21 protein-coding genes are annotated in these 19,491 nt (G+C 68.6%); 11 read left to right on the top strand and 10 right to left on the bottom strand.

Annotated features, from left to right (window positions below):
- Positions 1–636: 636 nt before the first annotated feature.
- Positions 637–1,427, bottom strand: a protein-coding gene (locus tag ABZT06_RS44455) for an IS5 family transposase (protein WP_355754248.1) whose coding sequence is annotated in 2 segments (ribosomal slippage) — positions 637–1,103 and positions 1,103–1,427 — 792 coding nt in all. Because the reading frame shifts where the segments join, the coding sequence is not laid out codon by codon here.
- Positions 1,428–1,657: 230 nt separating this feature from the next.
- Here ABZT06_RS44455 and ABZT06_RS44450 point away from each other — a divergent pair.
- Positions 1,658–2,428, top strand: coding sequence for a DeoR/GlpR family DNA-binding transcription regulator (locus ABZT06_RS44450; protein ID WP_355754203.1), 771 nt, complete (start codon positions 1,658–1,660; stop codon positions 2,426–2,428).
- 122 nt (positions 2,429–2,550) lie between these two features.
- On the opposite strand, the gene ABZT06_RS44445 is transcribed toward ABZT06_RS44450, so the two are convergent.
- The gene (locus ABZT06_RS44445) at positions 2,551–2,847 is read right to left on the bottom strand and encodes a hypothetical protein (protein WP_355754202.1); all 297 of its coding nucleotides are present in this window, start codon (positions 2,845–2,847) and stop codon (positions 2,551–2,553) included.
- 120 nt (positions 2,848–2,967) lie between these two features.
- Between ABZT06_RS44445 and ABZT06_RS44440 the strand changes: the two genes are divergently transcribed.
- From ABZT06_RS44440 to ABZT06_RS44405, 8 genes are all read left to right on the top strand, one after another.
- A complete protein-coding gene (locus ABZT06_RS44440) occupies positions 2,968–3,810 on the top strand; it encodes a hypothetical protein (RefSeq protein WP_355754199.1) in 843 nt (280 codons plus the stop codon).
- Between the two features lie 10 nt (positions 3,811–3,820).
- Complete coding sequence (locus ABZT06_RS44435; protein WP_355754197.1) at positions 3,821–4,114, top strand: hypothetical protein; 294 nt, start codon at positions 3,821–3,823, stop codon at positions 4,112–4,114.
- On the top strand, positions 4,107–4,838 hold the full coding sequence (locus ABZT06_RS44430) for a hypothetical protein (RefSeq protein WP_355754196.1): 732 nt from the start codon (positions 4,107–4,109) through the stop codon (positions 4,836–4,838). Before ABZT06_RS44435 ends, ABZT06_RS44430 begins: the two co-directional genes overlap by 8 nt.
- Positions 4,839–4,854: 16 nt before the next feature.
- Positions 4,855–5,145, top strand: a complete 291-nt coding sequence (locus ABZT06_RS44425; protein WP_355754194.1) for a hypothetical protein — start codon at positions 4,855–4,857, stop codon at positions 5,143–5,145.
- A gap of 11 nt (positions 5,146–5,156) precedes the next feature.
- Positions 5,157–6,236 (top strand): N-acetylmuramoyl-L-alanine amidase, encoded by a 1,080-nt coding sequence (locus ABZT06_RS44420; RefSeq protein WP_355754192.1) that lies wholly within the window; start codon positions 5,157–5,159, stop codon positions 6,234–6,236.
- Position 6,237: 1 nt separating this feature from the next.
- The gene (locus tag ABZT06_RS44415; protein WP_355754190.1) at positions 6,238–6,531 is read left to right on the top strand and encodes a hypothetical protein; all 294 of its coding nucleotides are present in this window, start codon (positions 6,238–6,240) and stop codon (positions 6,529–6,531) included.
- Positions 6,528–6,851 carry a hypothetical protein gene (locus ABZT06_RS44410; RefSeq protein ID WP_355754187.1) on the top strand — a complete coding sequence of 108 codons (324 nt, stop codon included), beginning with the start codon at positions 6,528–6,530 and terminating at the stop codon, positions 6,849–6,851. Before ABZT06_RS44415 ends, ABZT06_RS44410 begins: the two co-directional genes overlap by 4 nt.
- 66 nt (positions 6,852–6,917) lie before the next feature.
- Positions 6,918–7,301, top strand: coding sequence for a hypothetical protein (locus ABZT06_RS44405; RefSeq protein ID WP_355754185.1), 384 nt, complete (start codon positions 6,918–6,920; stop codon positions 7,299–7,301).
- A 39-nt stretch (positions 7,302–7,340) separates the two neighbouring features.
- Here the strand turns inward: ABZT06_RS44405 and ABZT06_RS44400 are convergent, their stop codons facing one another.
- Both ABZT06_RS44400 and ABZT06_RS44395 read right to left on the bottom strand, forming a co-directional pair.
- Positions 7,341–7,613, bottom strand: coding sequence for a hypothetical protein (locus ABZT06_RS44400; RefSeq protein WP_355754183.1), 273 nt, complete (start codon positions 7,611–7,613; stop codon positions 7,341–7,343).
- A gap of 285 nt (positions 7,614–7,898) precedes the next feature.
- Complete coding sequence (locus tag ABZT06_RS44395) at positions 7,899–8,072, bottom strand: hypothetical protein (RefSeq protein WP_355754181.1); 174 nt, start codon at positions 8,070–8,072, stop codon at positions 7,899–7,901.
- 606 nt (positions 8,073–8,678) lie between these two features.
- Here ABZT06_RS44395 and ABZT06_RS44390 point away from each other — a divergent pair.
- On the top strand, positions 8,679–9,221 hold the full coding sequence (locus tag ABZT06_RS44390) for an epimerase (RefSeq protein ID WP_355754180.1): 543 nt from the start codon (positions 8,679–8,681) through the stop codon (positions 9,219–9,221).
- A gap of 285 nt (positions 9,222–9,506) precedes the next feature.
- Positions 9,507–10,790: a cellulase family glycosylhydrolase gene (locus tag ABZT06_RS44385; protein WP_355754179.1), complete on the top strand. Its 1,284-nt coding sequence runs from the start codon at positions 9,507–9,509 to the stop codon at positions 10,788–10,790.
- On the opposite strand, the gene ABZT06_RS44380 is transcribed toward ABZT06_RS44385, so the two are convergent.
- From ABZT06_RS44380 to ABZT06_RS44355, 6 genes are read right to left on the bottom strand one after another with little or no spacing between them, the layout of a single operon-like run.
- Positions 10,787–11,926, bottom strand: coding sequence for a glycosyltransferase (locus ABZT06_RS44380; RefSeq protein ID WP_355754176.1), 1,140 nt, complete (start codon positions 11,924–11,926; stop codon positions 10,787–10,789). The genes ABZT06_RS44385 and ABZT06_RS44380 overlap by 4 nt on opposite strands.
- Positions 11,923–13,158: a polysaccharide pyruvyl transferase family protein gene (locus ABZT06_RS44375; RefSeq protein ID WP_355754246.1), complete on the bottom strand. Its 1,236-nt coding sequence runs from the start codon at positions 13,156–13,158 to the stop codon at positions 11,923–11,925. Before ABZT06_RS44375 ends, ABZT06_RS44380 begins: the two co-directional genes overlap by 4 nt.
- A 5-nt stretch (positions 13,159–13,163) precedes the next feature.
- On the bottom strand, positions 13,164–14,837 hold the full coding sequence (locus tag ABZT06_RS44370; protein ID WP_355754173.1) for an oligosaccharide flippase family protein: 1,674 nt from the start codon (positions 14,835–14,837) through the stop codon (positions 13,164–13,166).
- The gene (locus ABZT06_RS44365; RefSeq protein ID WP_355754170.1) at positions 14,834–15,976 is read right to left on the bottom strand and encodes a glycosyltransferase family 4 protein; all 1,143 of its coding nucleotides are present in this window, start codon (positions 15,974–15,976) and stop codon (positions 14,834–14,836) included. The genes ABZT06_RS44370 and ABZT06_RS44365 overlap by 4 nt, the downstream gene beginning before the upstream one ends.
- Positions 15,973–18,372, bottom strand: a complete 2,400-nt coding sequence (locus tag ABZT06_RS44360; protein ID WP_355754169.1) for a DUF2206 domain-containing protein — start codon at positions 18,370–18,372, stop codon at positions 15,973–15,975. The genes ABZT06_RS44365 and ABZT06_RS44360 overlap by 4 nt, the downstream gene beginning before the upstream one ends.
- Positions 18,369–19,460: a glycosyltransferase family 4 protein gene (locus tag ABZT06_RS44355; protein WP_355754167.1), complete on the bottom strand. Its 1,092-nt coding sequence runs from the start codon at positions 19,458–19,460 to the stop codon at positions 18,369–18,371. Before ABZT06_RS44355 ends, ABZT06_RS44360 begins: the two co-directional genes overlap by 4 nt.
- Between the last annotated feature and the right edge of the window lie 31 nt (positions 19,461–19,491).

Raw genomic sequence — 19,491 nt, 5'->3', positions numbered from 1 at the left:
TCTCGCAAGGGGCGGACCTGTCAGCCCGCCCGCAAACCTTCGTGACAACACGTCAGATGAGCCCTTTCAGAGGAAATCAAGCAATGAAGGACGCAACAGGCCTAAAAAGAGGGCACCTTGCGGCCGCGTGATCCTCTCACCTGGTCCTTCACGCAACCCGCACGATGTGCGCGCCTCCCCGGGCAAGCGCAGGAGCAGGAGGGTGGCGGACCTGAGCGGCAGTGGCTTTGGGTGACTACCGGAGGCGAATACATCCGGTTAGCGCCTGTATCGCATCGTCAGCTGTTGGTGCGTCAGATTTCAGCACAGAGGCGGATCGGGTAGCGTTTCATACCTTATTCGAATGGTATATCGGCACCATTGGGGTTTTTCCTCATTATTCGTGACCTGGTGTAGCTCTCCTCTGGAATCTGAGCTGGGAGAACCCCCCTCGCTGTCAACGACTTCGGCAGCGGCAAGGTGGTCGTGCGGGATGGCTAGGCTCCGAGACCCGGGTCAGGGCCGACATCGTCACCTCGGCGGCAGCCGGCACGGGCCGCGGGGGTGGCTGAGCTGAGCTGCACGGACGCGGAATGCGGCGCCGTACGCGAGTGCGCTCGCCGGCAGTGGGGGCCATCGAGGACTTACTGGCTGGCCCTAACAAAGCCTCTGGACGTGGCGGTGGGTGATCAGGCAGACGGCGAGGCCGAGGAAGGCTTCGTGGATGTCGTCGCGTCGTTCCCACCGGATGCGCAGCCGGCGGAAGCCGTGCAGCCAGGAGATCGTCCGCTCGACCACCCACCGGAAGGCACCCTGGCCGGTGCCGTGCGGCTGCCCTCGTTCGGCGATCGCCGGGCGAATGCCTCGCTCGCGCAGCAGCCGTCGGTACTTGTCGTGGTCGTAGCCGCGGTCGGCGAAGAGCATGTCGGGCCGCCGTCGCGGCCGACCAACGACGCCCGCAACGGGCGGAATCTTGTCCAACAGGGGCAGCAGTTGGGTGACGTCGTTGCGGTTGCCGCCGGTCAGCGACACCGCAAGTGGGATGCCCTGGCCGTCGGTGAGGATGTGGTGTTTGCTGCCCGGGCGTGCGCGGTCGACCGGGCTGGGTCCGCTTTTGGGCCCCGGCGGGCGGCCCGGACGTGGGAGGAATCGATCACCGCCCGGGACCAGTCCAGCTGGTTCTTCGAGCGCAACTTGTTCAGCAGCAGCTGATGCAGCTGCACCCAGACGCCGGCCTCGTTCCAGGCCGCCAGGCGGCGCCAGCAGGTCATCCCGGAGCCGAAGCCGAGCTCCTGCGGAAGGTACTCCCACTGGATCCCGGTGTGCAGCACGAACAGAATCCCGCACAGAGCCTGCCGGTCCGGCACCCGCGGCCGACCCTCCACCTGCTTCGGCGGTGGTTCGGGCAGCAACGGCTCGATGAGCGACCACAGTTCGTCCGACACGATTCACGGCCGTGACTGACGCTTCCCCATGCCCACACCAACGAGCGATCAAGCCGACAGTCACATGCTCAAACGCTTTTGTTAGAGCCAGTAACAGCGGACCTTTCGACGACGCCATGTGTCCTGGTCGCCTTCAAACGGTTCGAGTGACTGCTGTGGCCGCCCGAGTACTCGGTAACTGCCAGTGGAGGTCGCCAGGTTGCGCTGGCTGGCAGCGTGTAGTGTCCGGTTGCGTGCTGGCTGAACGACGACACCAACTCATCCTGCAGGCCCTGCGCTCGGGCGGCACGGCGTCCGTGACTGACCTCGCCGAGCAGCTTGATGCCAGTGCGGCGACGATCCGGCGAGACCTCCTAAAACTGGAGGGGGACGGGTTGCTTACCCGGGTGCATGGCGGAGCGGTCGTCGAGGAGGATCAGCCGCCCTTCGACGAGGCCGCTTCGGTTCAGGTGAGAGAGAAGGACGCGATCGCCGCCCAAGCGGTCACGATGATCGAGGACGGCCAGTCGGTCATTCTCGACAGCGGAACGACGGTGCACCGGCTGGCGCTTCAGCTGCATGGCCGCCGACTCACTGTGATCACGAACAACCTTGCGGTCTACGACGTGCTCATCGATGACGAAAACATCGACCTGATGTTGCTCGGGGGCATGGTCATCCGTGAATCACGCATGTTGGATGGGTTCATGGCCGAGGACAACCTCCGGCAAGTCCATGCAGACTGGCTGTTCATGGGAGCTTGCGGCCTTCGCCCTGGAGGCCAGGTCATGGACACCACCGTGGCCGAGGTGCCCGCCAGGCGCGCCATGATCGCCGCCAGCGACAAAGTGGTCCTTCTAGCCGACAAGAGCAAGTTCCCCGGAACCGGCATGGTGAAGATTTGTGATCCGGAAGACCTGGATGTGGTCATCACCAACGCGTCGGGAGACGACGCGACCTGTACGGTCCTGCGTGAGGCCGGCGTGAGGGTGATACCGGCAGCTCCGGACGCACTCGGCGGCTAACAACGGCTACTGAATGACTGAGTTGCCGGTGGGTGATGAGGCAGCAGGCGAGTTTGAGGAACGCTTCGTGAATGTCGGCTCGTCGCTTCCAGCGGATGCTTCTAAAGGCAGATTCGTTTGGATCAGGCCGTGGGGTGGCGGTGGGCGCGCAGCCAGTGCACACCCTTAACGGCGTAGACAGCGGTCAGGAGCGGGAAGCCTGCGAGGCCGAGCCAGAACCAGGATTCCCCCACCGTGAAACTCAGCGGTATGCCGCCGAAGAGGAGCAGGGAGCCGACGACCTCCATCAGGTCAAGGCGCGCCTTGAAACGCAGCGCGGAGTCGGCTTCCCGCAGTCGATGGATGACGGGGATGAGACCGAGGACCTGCCAGAAGAACAGAACGAGAAAGATCCAGACGAACCAACCGGGTATGCCCACGGCGCGCACTCTAGCGGCCGCCCGGAACGCGCCGGGGGAAGATCCGAAAGAGCACCCTAGACTGACGTGTAGCCGCTGGTTCTGGGCCGGGCCAAGGATCGACGCCTCAAGGGGTGCGACTTGGCCAGGTGCCAATGCGGCGGGACGGGCTGCAACTGCGTCATCGTCGCCGGTGAGAACACGGAGGTGACGGGCGCGGGCAGTACGCCGAACCCGTTCGTCATCACTGCGGTGACCAACTGCGCCGAAGTCCGCTCGTGTCTGTCGAACGGCGCGGGCATCTCGTACAACTCGTCGACGGGTGCGATCTCGCTCGACCTCTCCGAGGACGCGGGCAACAACGCCGTCATACGGCCCAACGGCCTGTACGTGCCGACCGGCGCGGCCACCGTGACGGCCGGGTGTGGTCTGCTCGGCGACGGCTCGGGCGGGAGCCCGGTACGCGCCAACACAGCGGCCTGGCCGCACAGCTGCGGCATCGCGGCCAACGGCGGCGGGGTGTACTGCGACCCGGTCAGCGGCCAGTTGAAGACCGATCCCCCGTTCCGGGCCCGATACCGGGAGGCAGCCGCAAACGACACGGTGACTGCCAGGGTCGTGCCGAGCACAGAGACGACCATCCAGACCACCACCATCACCATGGTCAACCCGGACCCGTGCCGGCCCGCGTTCGTGATCGTGCACCGGGCGGTCGACGTGAGCTTCAACCTGCCGGCCAACGGTGGAGCAGCGGCGGCCGGGATCAACGGCGACGACCTCGCGTACATGAAAAACACCGGCAGCTCGGGCATCACCTCGTGGCAGTCCCAGAGCAGCGTGATGCACAACGCGGTCATCCCGGCGGGCGGCTCGCTCGCCATCAACCTGAACGTGACGGTCGGCCGTGGAGCCGGCGGCGCAAGGTACAACCGCATCCAGACCGCCATGCGGGCCTGGCTGTTCTCCATCCCTCTGAGCGCATAGGGCGGTTGCTGTGGACCAGACGACGACCAGCTACTACCAGCTCCCGGACGGCGGCCTGCGCACGGTGACCACGTCCGAGGGCGTAGACGTGTCGGTTCCCGACGGTGCGATGGGAGTGAGCGCAGAGGAGTACGAAGCCGCGCTCGCCGCCATCGAGGAGCAGCGCGCCCGGGACGAGGCCGAGCGCCAGGCTGCGCAGGAAGCCGAGGAGCGGACCGCGTACATCGCTCTGGCCGCGCTGCTGCCGGACGCGGTCGCGCGGCGCCTGTCCGGCTACACGGGGGGTGTGCTGGACAGTGATTGAGCTCGCGTTTGTGGCGGTTGGGGCGTGGTGGCCGGGCCATAAACTGTCGGGGCTGCTGGTTTTGGGCCGAGCCAGGTTCTCTTCTTCGGAGGGAAGCATGGCTAACTGCTGCGGCAGCAAGCGGTGCAGATGCACCGTTGTCGCTGGCCCCACCGTCACGGCGTGCGGTCTGAGTGGCGACGGCACGGCCGCGTCCCCGCTTGCCGCGAACGTGGCTGAATGGCCATTCGCGTGTGCCATCGGCGACAGCGGCAGCGGCGTGTACTGCGACCCGGCCAGCGGCGAACTGCGCGCCGACCCGCGGTACTGGTCCGATTTCGAGGGCGAGCAGGCGACGACCTCGTACGTCGCGGCCCCGATCCCTGTACCGGCCGTGCAGACCGTGATCGAGACGGTGTCCATCGACATCACCAACCCGGACCCCTGCCGGCGTGGGCTCGGCCTGCTGTTCCGGGAAGTCGACCTCGACTTCCAACTGCCCCCGAACAGTGGCGCTATGGCCGGTATCGACGGCGACGACACGGTCTATCTGGGCAACACCGGCAACCGGCAGATCTTCGCCACCCACGCCCAGACAAACAAGATCACGTCCTTCACGCTCGCGCCGGGGGAGACCCGCACGATCACGATGAATGTCGAGGCCGGCCGGGGAAGCGGCGGGGCCACCATCACGCGCGTTCAGAAATCGTTGCGCGCCTACGTGTGGTCCAACCATTTCAACTGACGGGGGAGCGCCAGTCATGACCGAACAGACCTTTTACTACGAGTACCCGTCGGGTGCGCTCACGGAGCGCGTCACGACCGCAGAGAATCCAGTCCACCCCGAGGGCGTGACCCTGCTGTCCGCAGCCGACTACGCCGCGAAGAAGGCGGCGGCCGACGCGGCGGAGGAGCAGCGGCAGGCTGCCATCCGGGCAGCGGAGACCGCGCGGGAGCGGGACGCCTACGAGGCACTGATCGCCGCCGGGATTCCCGACGAGGCGGCCCGCACGTTGTCGGGCTACCAGCCCGAGCCGACGGGCGGTGCGTGATGGCAGCCCCGATGACACCTGCCCAGTGGCGTGCCGCGCTGCGCGCCGAAGGTGTGCGGTTCGTCGAGTACCGCGGCTGGACCACGCGCGGCCGGGACGCGGCCACGGGCAAGACCTTCGGACCGGTGCACGCCATACTCAATCACCACACGGCAGGCCGTGACTCCCTCGCGACGGTCGCCATGAACGGCCTGCCGGACTTGCCGCCGCCGCTCGCTCACGCGTACCTGCCTAAGTCCGGTGTGCTGACGCTCGTCGCCGACGGCCGCGCCAACCATGCCGGGCTGGCGGCGAAGAACGTGTTCGACGCACTCGTTGCCGAGCGAGACCTTCCGAGGCAGTCGACGGCGTCGGGCACGGTCGACGGCAACGATGCGATGTACGGGATCGAGGTCGAAAACCTCGGCGACAACGTCGACACGTACACGGCCGAGCAGTACGACACCTGGGTCCGCTTCAACGCGGCGATCTGCCGTCATCACGGCTGGTCGGCAGCGTCCGTGGCCGGTCACCTCGAAACAAGCGTCGAGGGCAAGGTCGACCCTCGCGGCCCTGTGGCCGGTTACGGCAACCGCGGACGCTTCACGTTCACGATGGACCGCTTCCGCGCGGACGTGGCCGAGCGCCTGGCCCACCCGGCGAGCTGGGACCCCACCCACCAGGAGGACGACGACATGCCCGGATACGTGAACCTTGGCCTCGCGAAGCCCTTCACGCTCGAGCCCGGCGCCTGGGATTCGATCGAGTTCACCACCGAGTGGAACGACACGGCCGGCGACCACGGAACGGACGGCAGCGTCTTCGTGCGCGGCGCCGCACGGTTCACCGGCAGCGTGTCTCTGGCGATCGACGGCCTGGCCGTCGGGCACGTCGTCCAGGCCCGTATGTCCGAGTACGACGGCGACAAGCTCGCGAAGGACCACCCGATCGACGAACTGATCGGCACGCCCGGCGGGACGTTCCGGGTCGTGCCGCTCGTGAAGCGGCTCGCGAAGGACCGCGGCATGCGGGTGAGGCTGCTGAACCAGTCCGACGCGCCGATCACCATCACCAGCGCCGTCCTGACGGCGCTCGTCTTCAAGGAGTCCTGACGTGCTGCTGCCTTCTCTCCTCCGTACGGTCGTGCCGCTCGTCGCCGGATGGATCATCGTCGCCCTGACCCATCTCGGGTTTTCGCTCAACAGCCAGACGGCGCAGGCGGCCGTGACGCTCGCCGCGGCGGGTGCCTACTACGTGGTGTTCCGGTTCGTCGAGCGGGTCGTCGAGAAGCTCGGCGGGCCGGCCTGGGTCAAGGGCGCGGCGGGTGCTCTGCTTGGGTGGGCGCAGCCTCCCCGCTACAAGAGGACGGATGACGTTGTCGAGCTGCTGCGCCAGAGCCGGTCATGACCACGCAGCCGCCGACCGAGTCCGGCGTCTACATCTCCCCAGTGCAGATGTACCAGGAGGTGCAGAACTTGTCCCGTTTGGTTTCCCGCATGGACGGCAAGCTGGACGGGATCCTCGCCGACAGTCGGGAGACCAAGGGCCACGTGACGGACCATGAGGCTCGGCTTCGTGCGCTGGAGCTCGGCGAGACGCCGCGCCAATTGCGGGACGAAGCCCGGATCGCCTCGCTGGAGTCCGCACGGTGGCCGCTGCCAGCGATCGGCGCGCTGACCGGTCTCGCGGGCGTCGCGACCGGTGTTGCCGCTCTGTTTGTTCGCTGACCGCCCCGAGACTGAGCCTCGCCCCTCAACCGCTCCGCGGGGTGGGGCTCTGCCATGCTGACCGGCATGAATGCAGACGACCTCGACGAGCTGCTCGCGCGACTGCCGAAGAAGACGCCGCGCGAGGTGTTCGACGAACTCGAGGCCGCGCGCCGAGCAGCGGAAGCCGCGCCGCCGCCAGAGCCGAGCATCATCCCTATGCCGGATTACCCGTACGGCCTTCGGGGCCCGCTGTCGGGGACGATGCGGTTTTCGTGCCCGCTCAGCTGCGGCTGGTACCACGATGAGAACCCGAGCCACGAGCCGTTGGGGACATTCGTCGTGCCGCTCGATCCGGCGAAGCTGAATGAGGCGCTCACCGCGCACGCTGAGGCCCGCCACGAAGCGTTTCGCCAACGCATCGAGACCGCCATCACGGACCACTTTGACCAGGCGCATCCTGGCCGCTGAACAGTTGGGCCCCTTTAGTAAGAAGATCAAGTAACACCATCAAGTAGTTCCAGTGCCTTCGCTTCGCTCAGGCACCGGCGCGGTGTCACTTCGGCTTTCCTGCTCATGGAGCTGTTCAGCCCTCTGCACGCGTCGGCGGTCCAGTCGATACGCGAGGAAGGTCTTCCACCACTCAAGCCGATCAGCGGAATTCTGCGGCAGCGCGTGCAGCACGAGGCGAACGAGCGCTATGAGCGTTGAGGCAACGGTGGTGAGGACGCCAGTGAGAAGAACTCCCCAGGCGGGCACGGCAGAAAGATCGGGCACGACCACGGAACTCGGCTTTCCCTGAGTTCTACGGGTGGTGCACACGACGCCCTCGGGGTGCCCCTCAACGGCAGCGCGATCGTGCGCCCACCCTCAGCAGTGAGCTGAGGGGGGCCCTTCTGATCGAAACTTCTCGCGCACGTTGAACTCGAAAAGGTCACTTGGTGTCACTGGTGGTTCGTCCCCCTGTACTTAGATCAACTAACGCGGCGGTATGTCACAGAATCCGGCCGCCTGGCGTTCCCCCCTGCATGACGACGTCAAAGCCCCGGCGCACCATGCTCCCGAGCTTCACGCGGCCGGCTCGAGGTTTCCGCGTGTGAGAGAGCCCCACAGGTCGAGCAGCAGCCGGTACCGCTCGGCGCGGGCCGGTGTGGCGGGCTCGCCCATCAGGGTGCGTATGCGGGCGTTGACGTCATCCAGGGCAGGGCAGCGGAGCCCGTTCGGGCAGGTCGAGGGGAACACGACTTCACGATACGAGCAGGCACTGACACCGCTTGAGGTGCAGGTACGCAACTTCAAGCCTGCGGCGGTGGCTTGAGGACGCACCGAGGTGCACTTCCCCTGTACCAGGCCCGCGCGGCAGGATCCTTCCCATGAGGATTTTGGTCATGGGCGGAACGTGGTTCCTGGGCAGGCACATTGCGGAGAATGCGCTGGCGAGGGGGTGGCAGGTCACCACTTTCAACCGGGGGCGATCCGGTCGCGAGTGGACGGCGTGGAGCCGATTCACGGAGACCGCACGAGCCGCGTCGACCTTGAGCGCCTCGCCGAACATGGGCCGTGGGATGCCGTGATCGATACTTCGAGCTCTGACCTTCCCCCTCGGGATGTGCTGGCGGCCGCCGCCACACTGCGTCCGGTTGCGCACCGCTGGGTGCACGTCTCTACCGTGTCCGTGTACGAGGGCTGGCCGCACCAGCCGCTCACCGATGCCTCGCCGCTCCTCGAATGCCCGCCGGACGCTGACGAGTTGTACGGCTACACGGGGCCGGACGGCTCGCCCACGCAGTACGGGTTCCAGAAGGCTGGGGTGAGCGCGCCGTCACCGAGGAGTTCGGCGACAGCGCGGTGTTCCTGCGGCCGGGCGTGATCCTGGGGCCCGGCGAGTACGTGGGACGTCTTCCCTGGTGGCTCGAGCGCGCCAAACGCGGCGGCCGCATCCTCGCCCCCGCCCCGGCCGAGCAGCGCATTCAGCCGGTCGACGTGCGCGACGTCGCCGACTTTGCGCTGACGATGGCGGCCAGCGACGCGAGCGGTGGGTACAACGTCACCCACTCCGAGGGCATCACGTTCCGCGGCTTCCTGGAGGCCTGTCTGTACGAGATGGGCGGCGCCGGAGCCCCTGTCTGGGTGGATCCCGCGGTCCTGGTCAACCAGGGCGTCAAGCAGTGGACGGAGTTGCCCCTGTGGCGAACGCACGCCGGGGTGTGGGCGGTTGACTCTAGCCGTGCCTTGTCGGCGGGCCTCACCTGCCGGCCGATCGCCAAGACGGTCGGCGACACCTGGCGTTGGTGGGCGTCCGATGAGCGTCCCGTGGACCACCCGCGCTGGGCGGAGCACGGGATAGCTGAGGAGAAAGAGGCGAAGATCTTCGCTTCGCTGGCCTCCTAGCTGTTCTGTCCGGGGAGGTTGTGGACAGGTGAGCCAGGTCTCGGCTGAGTGTCCGCGTGTCGGAAGGGGAATCCGCTGCCCGCTGGTTCGCAAGCCTGCCTCGCGGACTGCGAGGACGGACGGCGCGGCGTTCTATATCCCCAATCGACGGCGTCCGCCAACCTTCGAGACAGGTAATCAGACAGGTAGAAAGCGGGGGTCACGGGCAGAGGAGCGCACCAAGGGAAAGGCGCCGCATCAACCCTGCTGCCTGGTCGTGCAATCCCGACAGATTAGGCTGCGCTGGTGTCCCAGCTGCCCAGACTGTCCGTGCCCGCCCGTCCGCGTTCCCACCGTGTCCTGCCATCGCGCATCGGGCGGCGGCTCCTCGGCGGGCTCGTCTCCGTCGGCGTGCTTGGTGCTTCCGTGGCCGTCCTCGTGGCCACGACCGGCGTAGGTTCCCCGTCCCGTACCCCTGACGACGGCATCGGGACACCCGTGTCCACCTCTCCGTCTACCACCTCGGAATCGGCCAGCACCCGCAGCCGGGACCTCCGCTTCGGGCTCGCCTTCGGTGACACCCTGACCTGGATGACGGACGCGAACCTCGCCAAGGCGATGGACGACGCAGCGGAACTGGGTGTGCGCTGGGTGCGGGTGGACCTGTCGTGGCGCAATATCCAGCCCGACTCCTCCGTGCAGTTTCTGTGGGAGCGTTTCGACCGCGTGGTGGACGCGGCTCGCACCCGCGGACTCGACGTCCTGCCCACCATCTCCTACACCCCGCGCTGGGCCGCCGACCCGAACTGCGGAAGCACCAGCCAGACTTGCCCGCCCGCCGACAACGCGCAATTCGCCGAGTTTGCGCGGCAGGCCGCCGCGCGCTACGCGCCCAGGGGCGTGCATACCTGGGAGATCTGGAACGAGCCCAACATCAAGCCGTTCTGGCACACCGGCCCCGACGCCGATCGTTACGCCAAGCTGCTGGCCGTGACCGCCCCGGCCATCCGCGCCGTCGATCCCACGGCCTATCTCCTTCTCGGCGGACTCGCCGCCGTGGACACCATCCCTTCCAGGCAGTACGTGTCGCATCAGACATTCCTGGCAGAGTTGGGTCGGCGGGGCGCGCTGAAGCAGGTGAACGCAATTTCCTACCACCCGTACACCTATCCCCTGTTGCCCAGCACAGAGACCGCCACCGGCACCCGCTTCCAGGAGATCGACCGCACGCCGGACAACCTCGTCGCCATCCTCAAGCGGTACGGCAAGCCCGACATGCCGATCTGGCTGACCGAGACCGGCGCGCCCACCTGGTCCACGGGCAAGGCCGCAGACAGCGAGGACGCCCAAGGCACCGACCACGCCACCCTGCAGCTGCAGGCCAAGATCGCCGCCGACATGGTGCCGGCGTCGGCGGCAATCCCCTCGGTGGACGTGGTGTTCTGGTACTCCTACCAGGACGGGGAGCCGGAGAACGCGACCAGCCGCAAGTCGCGCCACTACGGCCTGACGTACTACGGCGGCCTGCGCAAGCCCGCCTTCGAGGCCCTGGAGAAAGCCATCCGGGACTACCAGCAGAAGAAGGACTAGAGAGTCCGGAACAAGTCCAGGTAACGGTCCGTCAGAGTGGGCCAGGCATAGCGTTCCTCGGCTGCCCGGCGGCCCGCCGCGCCCGTACGGTCGGCCAGGTCCCCGTCGGACAGCAGCTTGGCGCATGCCGCGGCCAGGGCGTCCGGGTCGCCTGGCGGGACTAGCAGGCCCGTCTCGCCGTCGTCGACGACATGCGGGATGCCGCCGACGTCTGAGCCGACCACCGGCGTGCCGCAGGCCATGGCCTCGACCAGCGCCATGCCGAAGGACTCCGCCTCGGTGAGCGAGGGCAGCGCCAGGACGGCGGCCGTGCGCACCGCGTCCGTCAGTGCGGCGCCGCTCAGCGCACCTGGTGTCTCAAGCCGGTCGGCGACGCCGAGTTCGGCCGCGAGGGCTTTCAGATCGGGCAGGGCGTCTCCGTCGCCGACGAGGCGGAGCCGGGCATGCGGGAACTCCCTCGCCAGCCGGGCGAAGGCGCGGACCAGGACGTTGACGCCCTTCCACGCCGAGGAGCGGTCCATCCGGCCCACGTACACGATGGTCTGGGGTCGTCGGGAGGCCGGCTCGCCTGGGGTGAACCGGTCGGTGTCCACGCCGGGTGTGATCCGTACCGCGTGTGGGCGGCCGTCGGCCAGTGACACCGGGGAGACAGCGACGAGGCGGCGGGCGCGGGCGAATACGCGAGGCAGTACGGCCTTCTCGTACAGGCCGATGAGGCGGTCGGCGGCGCCGCTGCCCGGCTCGCCCTTGAGCATCGAGCCCGCGTGGTAGGTGAGCACGGTCGGGCGGCGGCCGGCCGCTGCGATGGCCAGGTCACCGAGTCCGGGGACGGGCGCGTGCGCGTTGACGACGTCGGCGGCGGTGCGGCGCAGCCAGCGGCGCAGTTGCAGGGGCCACAGAGGGCTGAGTGGGGTGTTTGACAGTTTGAGCCAGACGCCGAGCCGGACGACCGGTACGCCGTTCTCGGTGGTGACGGTGGTGCGCAGTCCCCCGTCGAGACGGGTGGTGATCACCACGGCGCGCAAGTCGGGGGTAGCTGCCACGGCGGCCGCGATGCGTGCGGTGTACTGCTCCACGCCGCCGATCTTCGGCGGGTAGTACGGGGTGACGACCGCGATTGTACGGCGCCGGGTCACACTGCCTCCCGCAGACGGGCGGGCAGGGAGCAGGCCCGGGCGACGTATCCGGGGAGGTTACGGTCGAGGATCGTGCGGTAGGAGGTGGGGTCCTTCAGGAGGGGTTCCACCAGCGTCCACAGCCGGTCGTGGGTGACGTCGGCGATGGGCAGCACCCACTCGCCGAGGTTCAGGTCGGCCATGATGCCGCGGGTTTTGTGCTCGTATTCGATGGCCACGCACGGCACGTTGCTGGTGAGCGAGAAGATCACCGAGTGGAAGCGGGTGCCGATGAGCAGCGTGCACTCGTCGTAGAGGCCCTTGAGGTCGCGGTAGTCGACGACCTCGTCAACCATCAGCGGACCGCTCGTGCAGTGTCCGACGATGCGGCGTTCGCAGATGCGGTCGTCATCGCCGAGGTAGTCGGTGCTGACCTGGGGGATGAGGACCGCGCGGGCACCGGTGGCCTGGACGGCGTCGATGGTGCGGGCGAGTTCCCGTTCGTAACGCTCCTGACCGGTGCGGTCCAGCCAGCGGCGGGCGGTGATGCCGACGAGCCGTTCCTCCGGGCCGAGGCCGAGCCTGGCCCTCCAGTCGGTGCTGCGCTGCGGGTCGAAGGCGAAGCCGGCGTCCACCGCCCGCTCGATGTGCTCCGCCGGGATTCCGCAGGCCAGCAGCTCGGTGACGCTGACGTCCTCGCGCGGGAGCACTGCCGCCGAGCGGCGCATGACCCGGCCGACCAGCCGGCGCTGGGCGGCGGCGGGGAACGGGCCGAAGGACTGTGGGGCCCAGACGACCGGGACGCCCGCTTTCTGAGCCAGCAGCGCGGGCAGAAGCACGAAGAAGATGTTCTGGTAGCCGTCGAGGCCGGGGCGGGCAAGAACGTAGCCGCCGCCCATAGAGACCACCAGGTCCGCGCGCATCACGGCGTCCGCCTCGCGTCGGGCCTCGGCGGGCAGCACCCGCAGCACTGCGCGGGCGAGCGGGCGGGGCAGCGATACGGCTGCGGTGCCGGCGAGGCCCAGCAGCGCCTTGCGTAGCAGGCGGCGGGGCAGCGAGACGGTGCCGTCGGCGACGTAGCGGCGGATCGAGCCGATGTTGCGTACGCCCTCAAACGACCGGTGGACGTCCGCGTCCTCCATCCCCGCGATGACCACGTCGGCGTGGGGGAAGGCTTCCTGCACCTGCCGCAGACAGACGGAGAGCAGGGCCGCGTCGCCTGCGTTCTCACGGACGTACGCGTTGATCACCACGATGTTCAAGGGGCGGACCTCTCGGAACTGGGTCTCTGTATGGGGAAGGAAGCGGCGGCCGCGCGGGGATCGGCGGGGCCGGATGGGTAGGGGCCGACGCGGTCCGGCGCATAGGCGTGGGGATCCACGATGTCGGCCGCATAGGAATCGGAGGGATCCGCATACGGGCCGTGCGGGTACTCATCGGGATCGGCGGTCGCCGCATACGGATAGTCCAGCCCGATCCTGTACAGGTCACCGGGCACCGTCGGGTTCGGCCCATCGTGTTCGGCTGGGTACCAGGCACGGTGCCCTGCCGGATGCGCTTGGCCGGGACCGGTTGGCCGGGGCTCGGCGGTAGGGGCCTGCGGCGCGCCCTCGGGATCCGGTGCTGCGGGGGCGCTCGCAGTCGGCGGGGACGACGAACCGCGCGAGCGCCGGACGAGGCTCGCCGTGGCGAACACACCGGCGACGGCATTGCCCACGGCCCACGAGTAGCCGATCCATACCAGCCCGCGGTCCGCGACGTAGGAGCCCAGACCGATGGAGAGCACGGCCATGATGGTGTTGGCGGCGATCAACTCCCGCATGTGCTGGGCGAGTTTGAGCGCGAAGCAGGCCCACGTGTTCAGGGCGACCGGCAGGGCTGCGACGGCCAGCACGGTCAGCAGGGGGCGCGCGTTCTCGGTGTACCCACCGCCGAACACGCGCAGCAGAAGTCCGCCGCCGAGGACCACGGCCGCGGCGGCGGGCACCTGCACGGCCGCGATGATTCGCGCCGAGCGCAGCATCAGCTCTCGGAACCGTGCCTGCTCGTGCGAGACCTCCGCGAAGACGGCCTCGCCCACGGCGGTGGAGACGGCGTTCAGCATGGCCGCGATCTGGAAGGCCACGAAGTAGTAGCCGGTCTGCGCGGCCCCCAGGTGATGCAGCACGATCAGCGGGGTGGCCAGCACCGGCGCCAGGTTGATCAGGTTGGAGACATGGCTGGCCATGGAGAAGCGGAACTTCTCGCGCAGCCGGGTGCCGCGGGTGCGCAGGTCGACCCGGAAACCGAGGCGGCGCCTGAGCACCAGTACGGCGACCACGACCGTCACCGCATAGCCCACTCCGGCCGAGGCGACGATGCCGAAGACACCGAGCCCGGTGAGGACTGCCGGCACGGCGACCTTGCTGGCGCCCTGGGTCAGCCCGTCGATCAGGACGTTGTACTCGGGGATGCGGGCCGCGGTGAAGACCGACTTAACCAGCATGCTTGCCGCCGCGCAGCCGCAGAAACCAGCGAAGGCAGCAGCCGTCAGCCAGTTGTCGCGTATGAACGTCAACTTGGCGCCGTACAACGGCAGACCGATGAGGTAGATCGCCCCCGCCAGACACCCCACAACCGTCACCAGCACCATCGCCTGGCTGATCTGCGCGTTGCGCGCCTCGCGCTCCGCCGGGAAGCGGACAAGCGTGTTGTTGAGGCCGAGCAGGCTGAAGGTGGCCAGCAGCGAGGTCGCGGAGATCAGCGAGGTGGCGAGTCCGACCTGGGCGGGGGTGTAGAACCGGGCGACCACGACCCAGAACACGAAGCTCAGGCCAGCGGTGACCACGGTGGAAACGAGCAGGAAGAACGAGCTGCGGTAGATCCGGTCCCCGGCACGGCGGTGCCGACCGCGTTCGCGTGCGGCCGGGGCGGTACTCACGACGTCGGTCATCGGCGTTCACCGCGGTAGTGCGCCACCAGGGCCTGCACGTGCTCGTCCCAGGCAAATGCCTTCTCCGCATAGGCCCGGGAGTACGCCCCCATGCGGGCCCGACGCTCCGGGTCCGCAGCCAGTGCGCGCAGTTCGGCGGCGAGTACGGCCACCTCGCGCGGCAGCAAGGACACGTGGTCGCGGTCGAGGTCGTAGGGGGCGTATCCCGGGTCGTCGGTGGTGACCACAGGCAGCCCGGAAGCCATGGCCTCCTGGACGGTGAGCGGGAACCCCTCTGCGGTCGAGGGCAGCGCGAACACGTCGCAGGCCCGGTACGCCTCGGCGACGGCCTCCGGATCCAGCGCGCCCAGGTGGTGGACACCTGGCCGGCCGGCCAGGGCCTCGGCGTCCCCGCTCCCGGAGAACACCAGGTCGTAGCTGGCGTCGGGAGTGTGTGCCGCGAGCAGCAGGTCGTATCCCTTCTTGGGGACGAGTCGGCCCACGAACAGGACGAGGACCCGGTCGGCCGGCAGTCCGAACCGCTCGCGGGCGAGCGCCCGTTCGGTGGCGGAGGCGGCGGGGCGGAACCGCTCGGTGTCTACGCCGTTGGCCAGGTGGTGCGCCCTTCCCTCCCGTGCGCCGTACGTGAGGACGAACCCGGCAACTGTGGCGTTCAGCGTGAACACCGCGCGGGCTGAGCGCAGCAGGGCCCGGCCGGCCACGCCGTACACCATGCGCTGTACGACCCGGACGAGGCCGGACGGGTGGTCGACGACGGCCACGTGCTGGGTGAGGACGTACGGCGTGCGGGTCAGCTTCGCGGCCAGGCCGACTGCCCACGAGCTGAGGTAGAGGCAGTCGTGGATGTGCACCGCGTCGGCGTGGCGCGCCCAGCGCAGTGCGGCGGAGACCAGGGCGGGTGAGAACATCGGGAAGGGCACGCCGGCCCTGCGTTCGGTGCCGTTCCAGGCAGCCACACGCACCACCCGCACGCCGTGCTCGACGCGGACGGACGAACGGTCGGCGCTAGTGACGACGGTGACGTCGGCGCCTTGGGCGGCCAGGCCCTCGGCCTCGTGGCGTACGACGTTCTCGATGCCGCCGACATGCGGCGGGTAGTAGTGGCAGACCAGGAGAACTCTCAACGCTCGCGTGCTCATCGGTAGATCACCGCTCCCCCGTTGCTGTAGATCAGATCCCTGGAGTCCAGCACCTTCATCGGGTACTTGTACGTGATCAGGTCGCCGCCGTAGAAGACGGTCACCTGGTCGGTGCGCGTGGGCGTGGTACCCAGCAGTACGTAGGAGTCGGTGCGAAGGGCCGCCGGGTGGACGTCGGCGATGGTGGGGTACGTGATCAGCGCCTGTAGGCGGCTGTAGCTGAAGCGGTCGGTCTGCACCAGCCCGGTGCCGTCCTTCTTGAGCCGTGCGTCGAGCCAGAGCGCGGCCCTTCGCTCCTCCGCGTGGGGATAGTAAATGGCGTAGTACTGACCAGAGTTCGACAGCTGCACCTGGGCCGGATAGCCGCCCAGTGCTTTGGGCACGACCCCGGACAGGTCCAGCAGCAGCCCGGCCAGCAACGCGCAGGCCAGCGGCACACTGCGTCGGCCCGCCCAGCGCAGTACCCACAGCGTGCCGGTGGCCAGGAATGGCGCAAAGAAGAACAGCCCCTGCTGGAAGGCTCGCAGCAGGCTGTAGTCGACCGACAGCTGCGGTACGAGGGTGAAGACCGCGACCATGCACCAGGCACCGGCGGCGATGGTGACCTGGTCGCGCAGAGGCCGGAACGCGCTGCGTCGCGCCCAGAGCGCCACCGCAAACCCGACCATCACCATCACCTGGAAGAACAGCGCGGCCGCCTGTCTGAGCCCACCGTTGAGTCCGGACACGCTGATCCCGACGGCGCCCAGGGCTCGCCCGACGGACGTCAGCTTCATAGTCGGAACCTCGACCACCGGCGTGGACAGGCCGTCGATCTCCTTCAGAGGCAGGTAGTTGCCCTCTGCCCGCTCGGCCGCCGTCTGCTTGAGCAGGTCGGCCTTGTACTCCTTCAGCCGCTCGGCGGGTGGCACCTTGGCGCCACCGAGGATGCTGTACGCGGTATCCGAGGAACCGGACTCCGACTGGCCGCCCACTACTGCCGATGCCACCGCCCGGAGTGTGCGTTCGGCCTGGCCGCCAGTGTGGGTGACCGGGCCCGACCACAGCAGGGCGAGCACCGCGGGCACGGCCACCATCCACCAGGTGAGGAAGGACAGCATCCGGTCCTCGCGGCGCCTGCGCCGCGCGCGCCCGCGGCCGCGCCGGGACACCAGCCGCCATACCTTGTCGAGGCAGAAGGAGACCGCGAGGGTGCCGACCACGACGTAGGTCGTGGAGTAGTGCGACAGCACGATGCCCGCCAGGAGCACCACGAACACGATCCGGCGCAGCAGCAGCGGCCCGCGGGAGTCGGTCAGGACCACCATGGCACAGCCGAGGAGCAGGAAGGCGATCTCCTGGCGGCCGAGATACGGCATGTCCGTGAAGAACGTCGGGAACACGATGAAGTACACGGCCGACATCAGCGCGACAATGCGCGGCGCCACATTGCGCACCGCGCGGTGCACGAGCACCGGGGTGAGTGCAAACAGCAGCGGCAGGACGACCTTGAAGATCGCGGTGTCGGAGAGCGCGGTGAGCTGGAAGACACTTACCGGCAGCAGAGTGATGCTCAGACAGGCGTTGTACGGGTCGGTGTAGGTGCTGATGTCCCAGTGCTCGCCGCCCAGGGCGAGCCGGAAGTAGAGGAACTCCTTCTGGATGTCGTGGCCGGTGATGTACTGCCCGCGCAGCGAGGTGAGCAGCAGCAGTGCGGCCGACGCGCAGTACAGGCCGAACTCCAGGACGGGGACTGGGTAGCGGCTCCGGCGCAGCAGGAGCAGGACGATCAGGGCGGCAACGACGACCGTTGCTACGGTGCTGACCGCGCCGCCCAGGCCGTTGTTGAGTCGGATGGGCCCGGCGACGGAGAGGACGACGGCGAGGCCACCGAGCCCAGCGACCGGCCTGAGGCCGCGGGCGGTGTACCACGCCTCCCTTCGGGCTCTCTCGGGGCGTTTCGGTTCTGGGGCGAGCACCCCGAGTGCGATCACCGCGCAGGCTGTGGCGAGCGTCAGGATCAGCTGCGTCAACGGACGGCCGACGCCGAGTGGCGGCAGCGCGGTGTTCACGGTGAGCGCGACGACGATGTCCGTCATGACCGTGAACCCGACGGAGAGCAGCAGCGCCGCCGTTCCGCTGGTCACGATGCGGGTGGCGACGCGCCGCCACAGCAGCAGGGGAGCACCGAACAGCAGCCACAGCCCGGCGAGAGTGTGCAGCGCGCCGGGCGAATGGGGCAGCAGTTCGACGACGCTCGCCGGGGCTAGGCTGAGCAGGAATGCCAAACGACGGCTGACCAGGGGGCGTCGGGGCCCATCGGCCCGGCTCGTCTGTGCGGGGGGTACCTGGCCGCCCTGGTGTTGCGGTTCGGGGCCGGTGACGCGCAGGGCCAGGGTCGTGTCTTTCGTCGTCACAGTCCCGCCTTGGCGTAGACGTCGTCGACGAGGCGCGCGACCGTGTCCCAGGAATAGTTCCGAGAACGCTCTGCACTGGCGCGGGCCAGCCGGGCTCTGAGCTCGAGATCGCCGGCGACAGCGTCAATGGCGGTAGCGAGGGCGGCCGGTTCGGGTGCGGCCAGCAGCCCCGTGTCCTGGACCAGTTCCCGGGTGCCAGGCACGTCGGTGGCGACGACCGGCAGTCCGGCGGCCATGGCCTCCAGGACGACCAGCGGCATTCCCTCCTTGTCGGAAGGCAGCACGAACGCGTCGGCGTCGGCGTACGCCTTCACCAGGTCCTCGCCGAGCAGCCCCCCGCTGAACTCCACGTTCCGCAGCCCCAGCCGAGCGGCCTGTTCCTGCAGCCGCCCGCGCAGCTCTCCGTCTCCGACGATCCGCAGCCGCACGTCGCGCCGGGTCAGGTGCATGGCGTCCAGCAGCCGCGCTACGTTCTTCTGGGCGCCGAGCCGACCGACGTACAGCAGGTTCATCCGCCCCGGTCCCATCTCGCGTACCGGCATGAAGTAGGCGTCACCCACACCGTTGGGCACGATGTGGACGCGTTCGGCCGGCACCCGATAGGTCTGGGTGAGAAAGGCCGCCTGCGCGGCGGTCAGCGCGATGACCCCGGCCGCGGAGCGCAGCACCCGGCCGAAAATATGCTCCTTGTAGTGCGGCAGGAGGGCGCCGAGCGGGCCGGAGGCGTCGACGTCGAGGTGGAAGTGCAGCACGAAGCGGGTGCCGCGCAGCCGGGTGGCCAGAGCGACCATCTCGGGCAGCAGGGCGTGCGCACAGTGCAGATGCAGCACGGCGTCGCGAGGCACCCTGACGAGGCGCGTGGCCAGGCCCGGGGCGACGGCGGTGTGAGCCAGCTCCACGGCCCGGTGCCGGTGCACCAGGACACCGTCCTCCCGGGCGGTGCGTGGCGCGCCTTCCGCCCCCAGCGCGGTGGTCAGGACGCGCACGTCGTGCTGCTTGGCCTGCTCCCGCGCGAGGTTGGAGACGACGCGCTCAAGACCGCCCAGGTGCGGCGGATAGTAGGGGGTGATCTGGACGACGGTGCGCATGAAGCTTCCCGGGTGGATGGTGCGGCTCGGC

This window comes from Streptomyces sp. NPDC005483, from assembly GCF_040606035.1.
In the GTDB taxonomy this organism is placed as follows: Bacteria; Actinomycetota; Actinomycetes; order Streptomycetales; family Streptomycetaceae; genus Streptomyces.
This window is presented reverse-complemented; position numbering and strand designations above follow the sequence as displayed.

Coding starts and splice junctions, on each gene's coding strand:
- ABZT06_RS44425 (WP_355754194.1), top strand. CDS start 4,855: ATGACCGAACAGACCTTTTACTACGAGTACCCGTCGGGTGCGCTCACG.
- ABZT06_RS44420 (WP_355754192.1), top strand. CDS start 5,157: ATGACACCTGCCCAGTGGCGTGCCGCGCTGCGCGCCGAAGGTGTGCGG.
- ABZT06_RS44410 (WP_355754187.1), top strand. CDS start 6,528: ATGACCACGCAGCCGCCGACCGAGTCCGGCGTCTACATCTCCCCAGTG.
- ABZT06_RS44405 (WP_355754185.1), top strand. CDS start 6,918: ATGAATGCAGACGACCTCGACGAGCTGCTCGCGCGACTGCCGAAGAAG.
- ABZT06_RS44370 (WP_355754173.1), bottom strand. CDS start 14,837: ATGACCGACGTCGTGAGTACCGCCCCGGCCGCACGCGAACGCGGTCGG.
- ABZT06_RS44365 (WP_355754170.1), bottom strand. CDS start 15,976: ATGAGCACGCGAGCGTTGAGAGTTCTCCTGGTCTGCCACTACTACCCG.
- ABZT06_RS44355 (WP_355754167.1), bottom strand. CDS start 19,460: ATGCGCACCGTCGTCCAGATCACCCCCTACTATCCGCCGCACCTGGGC.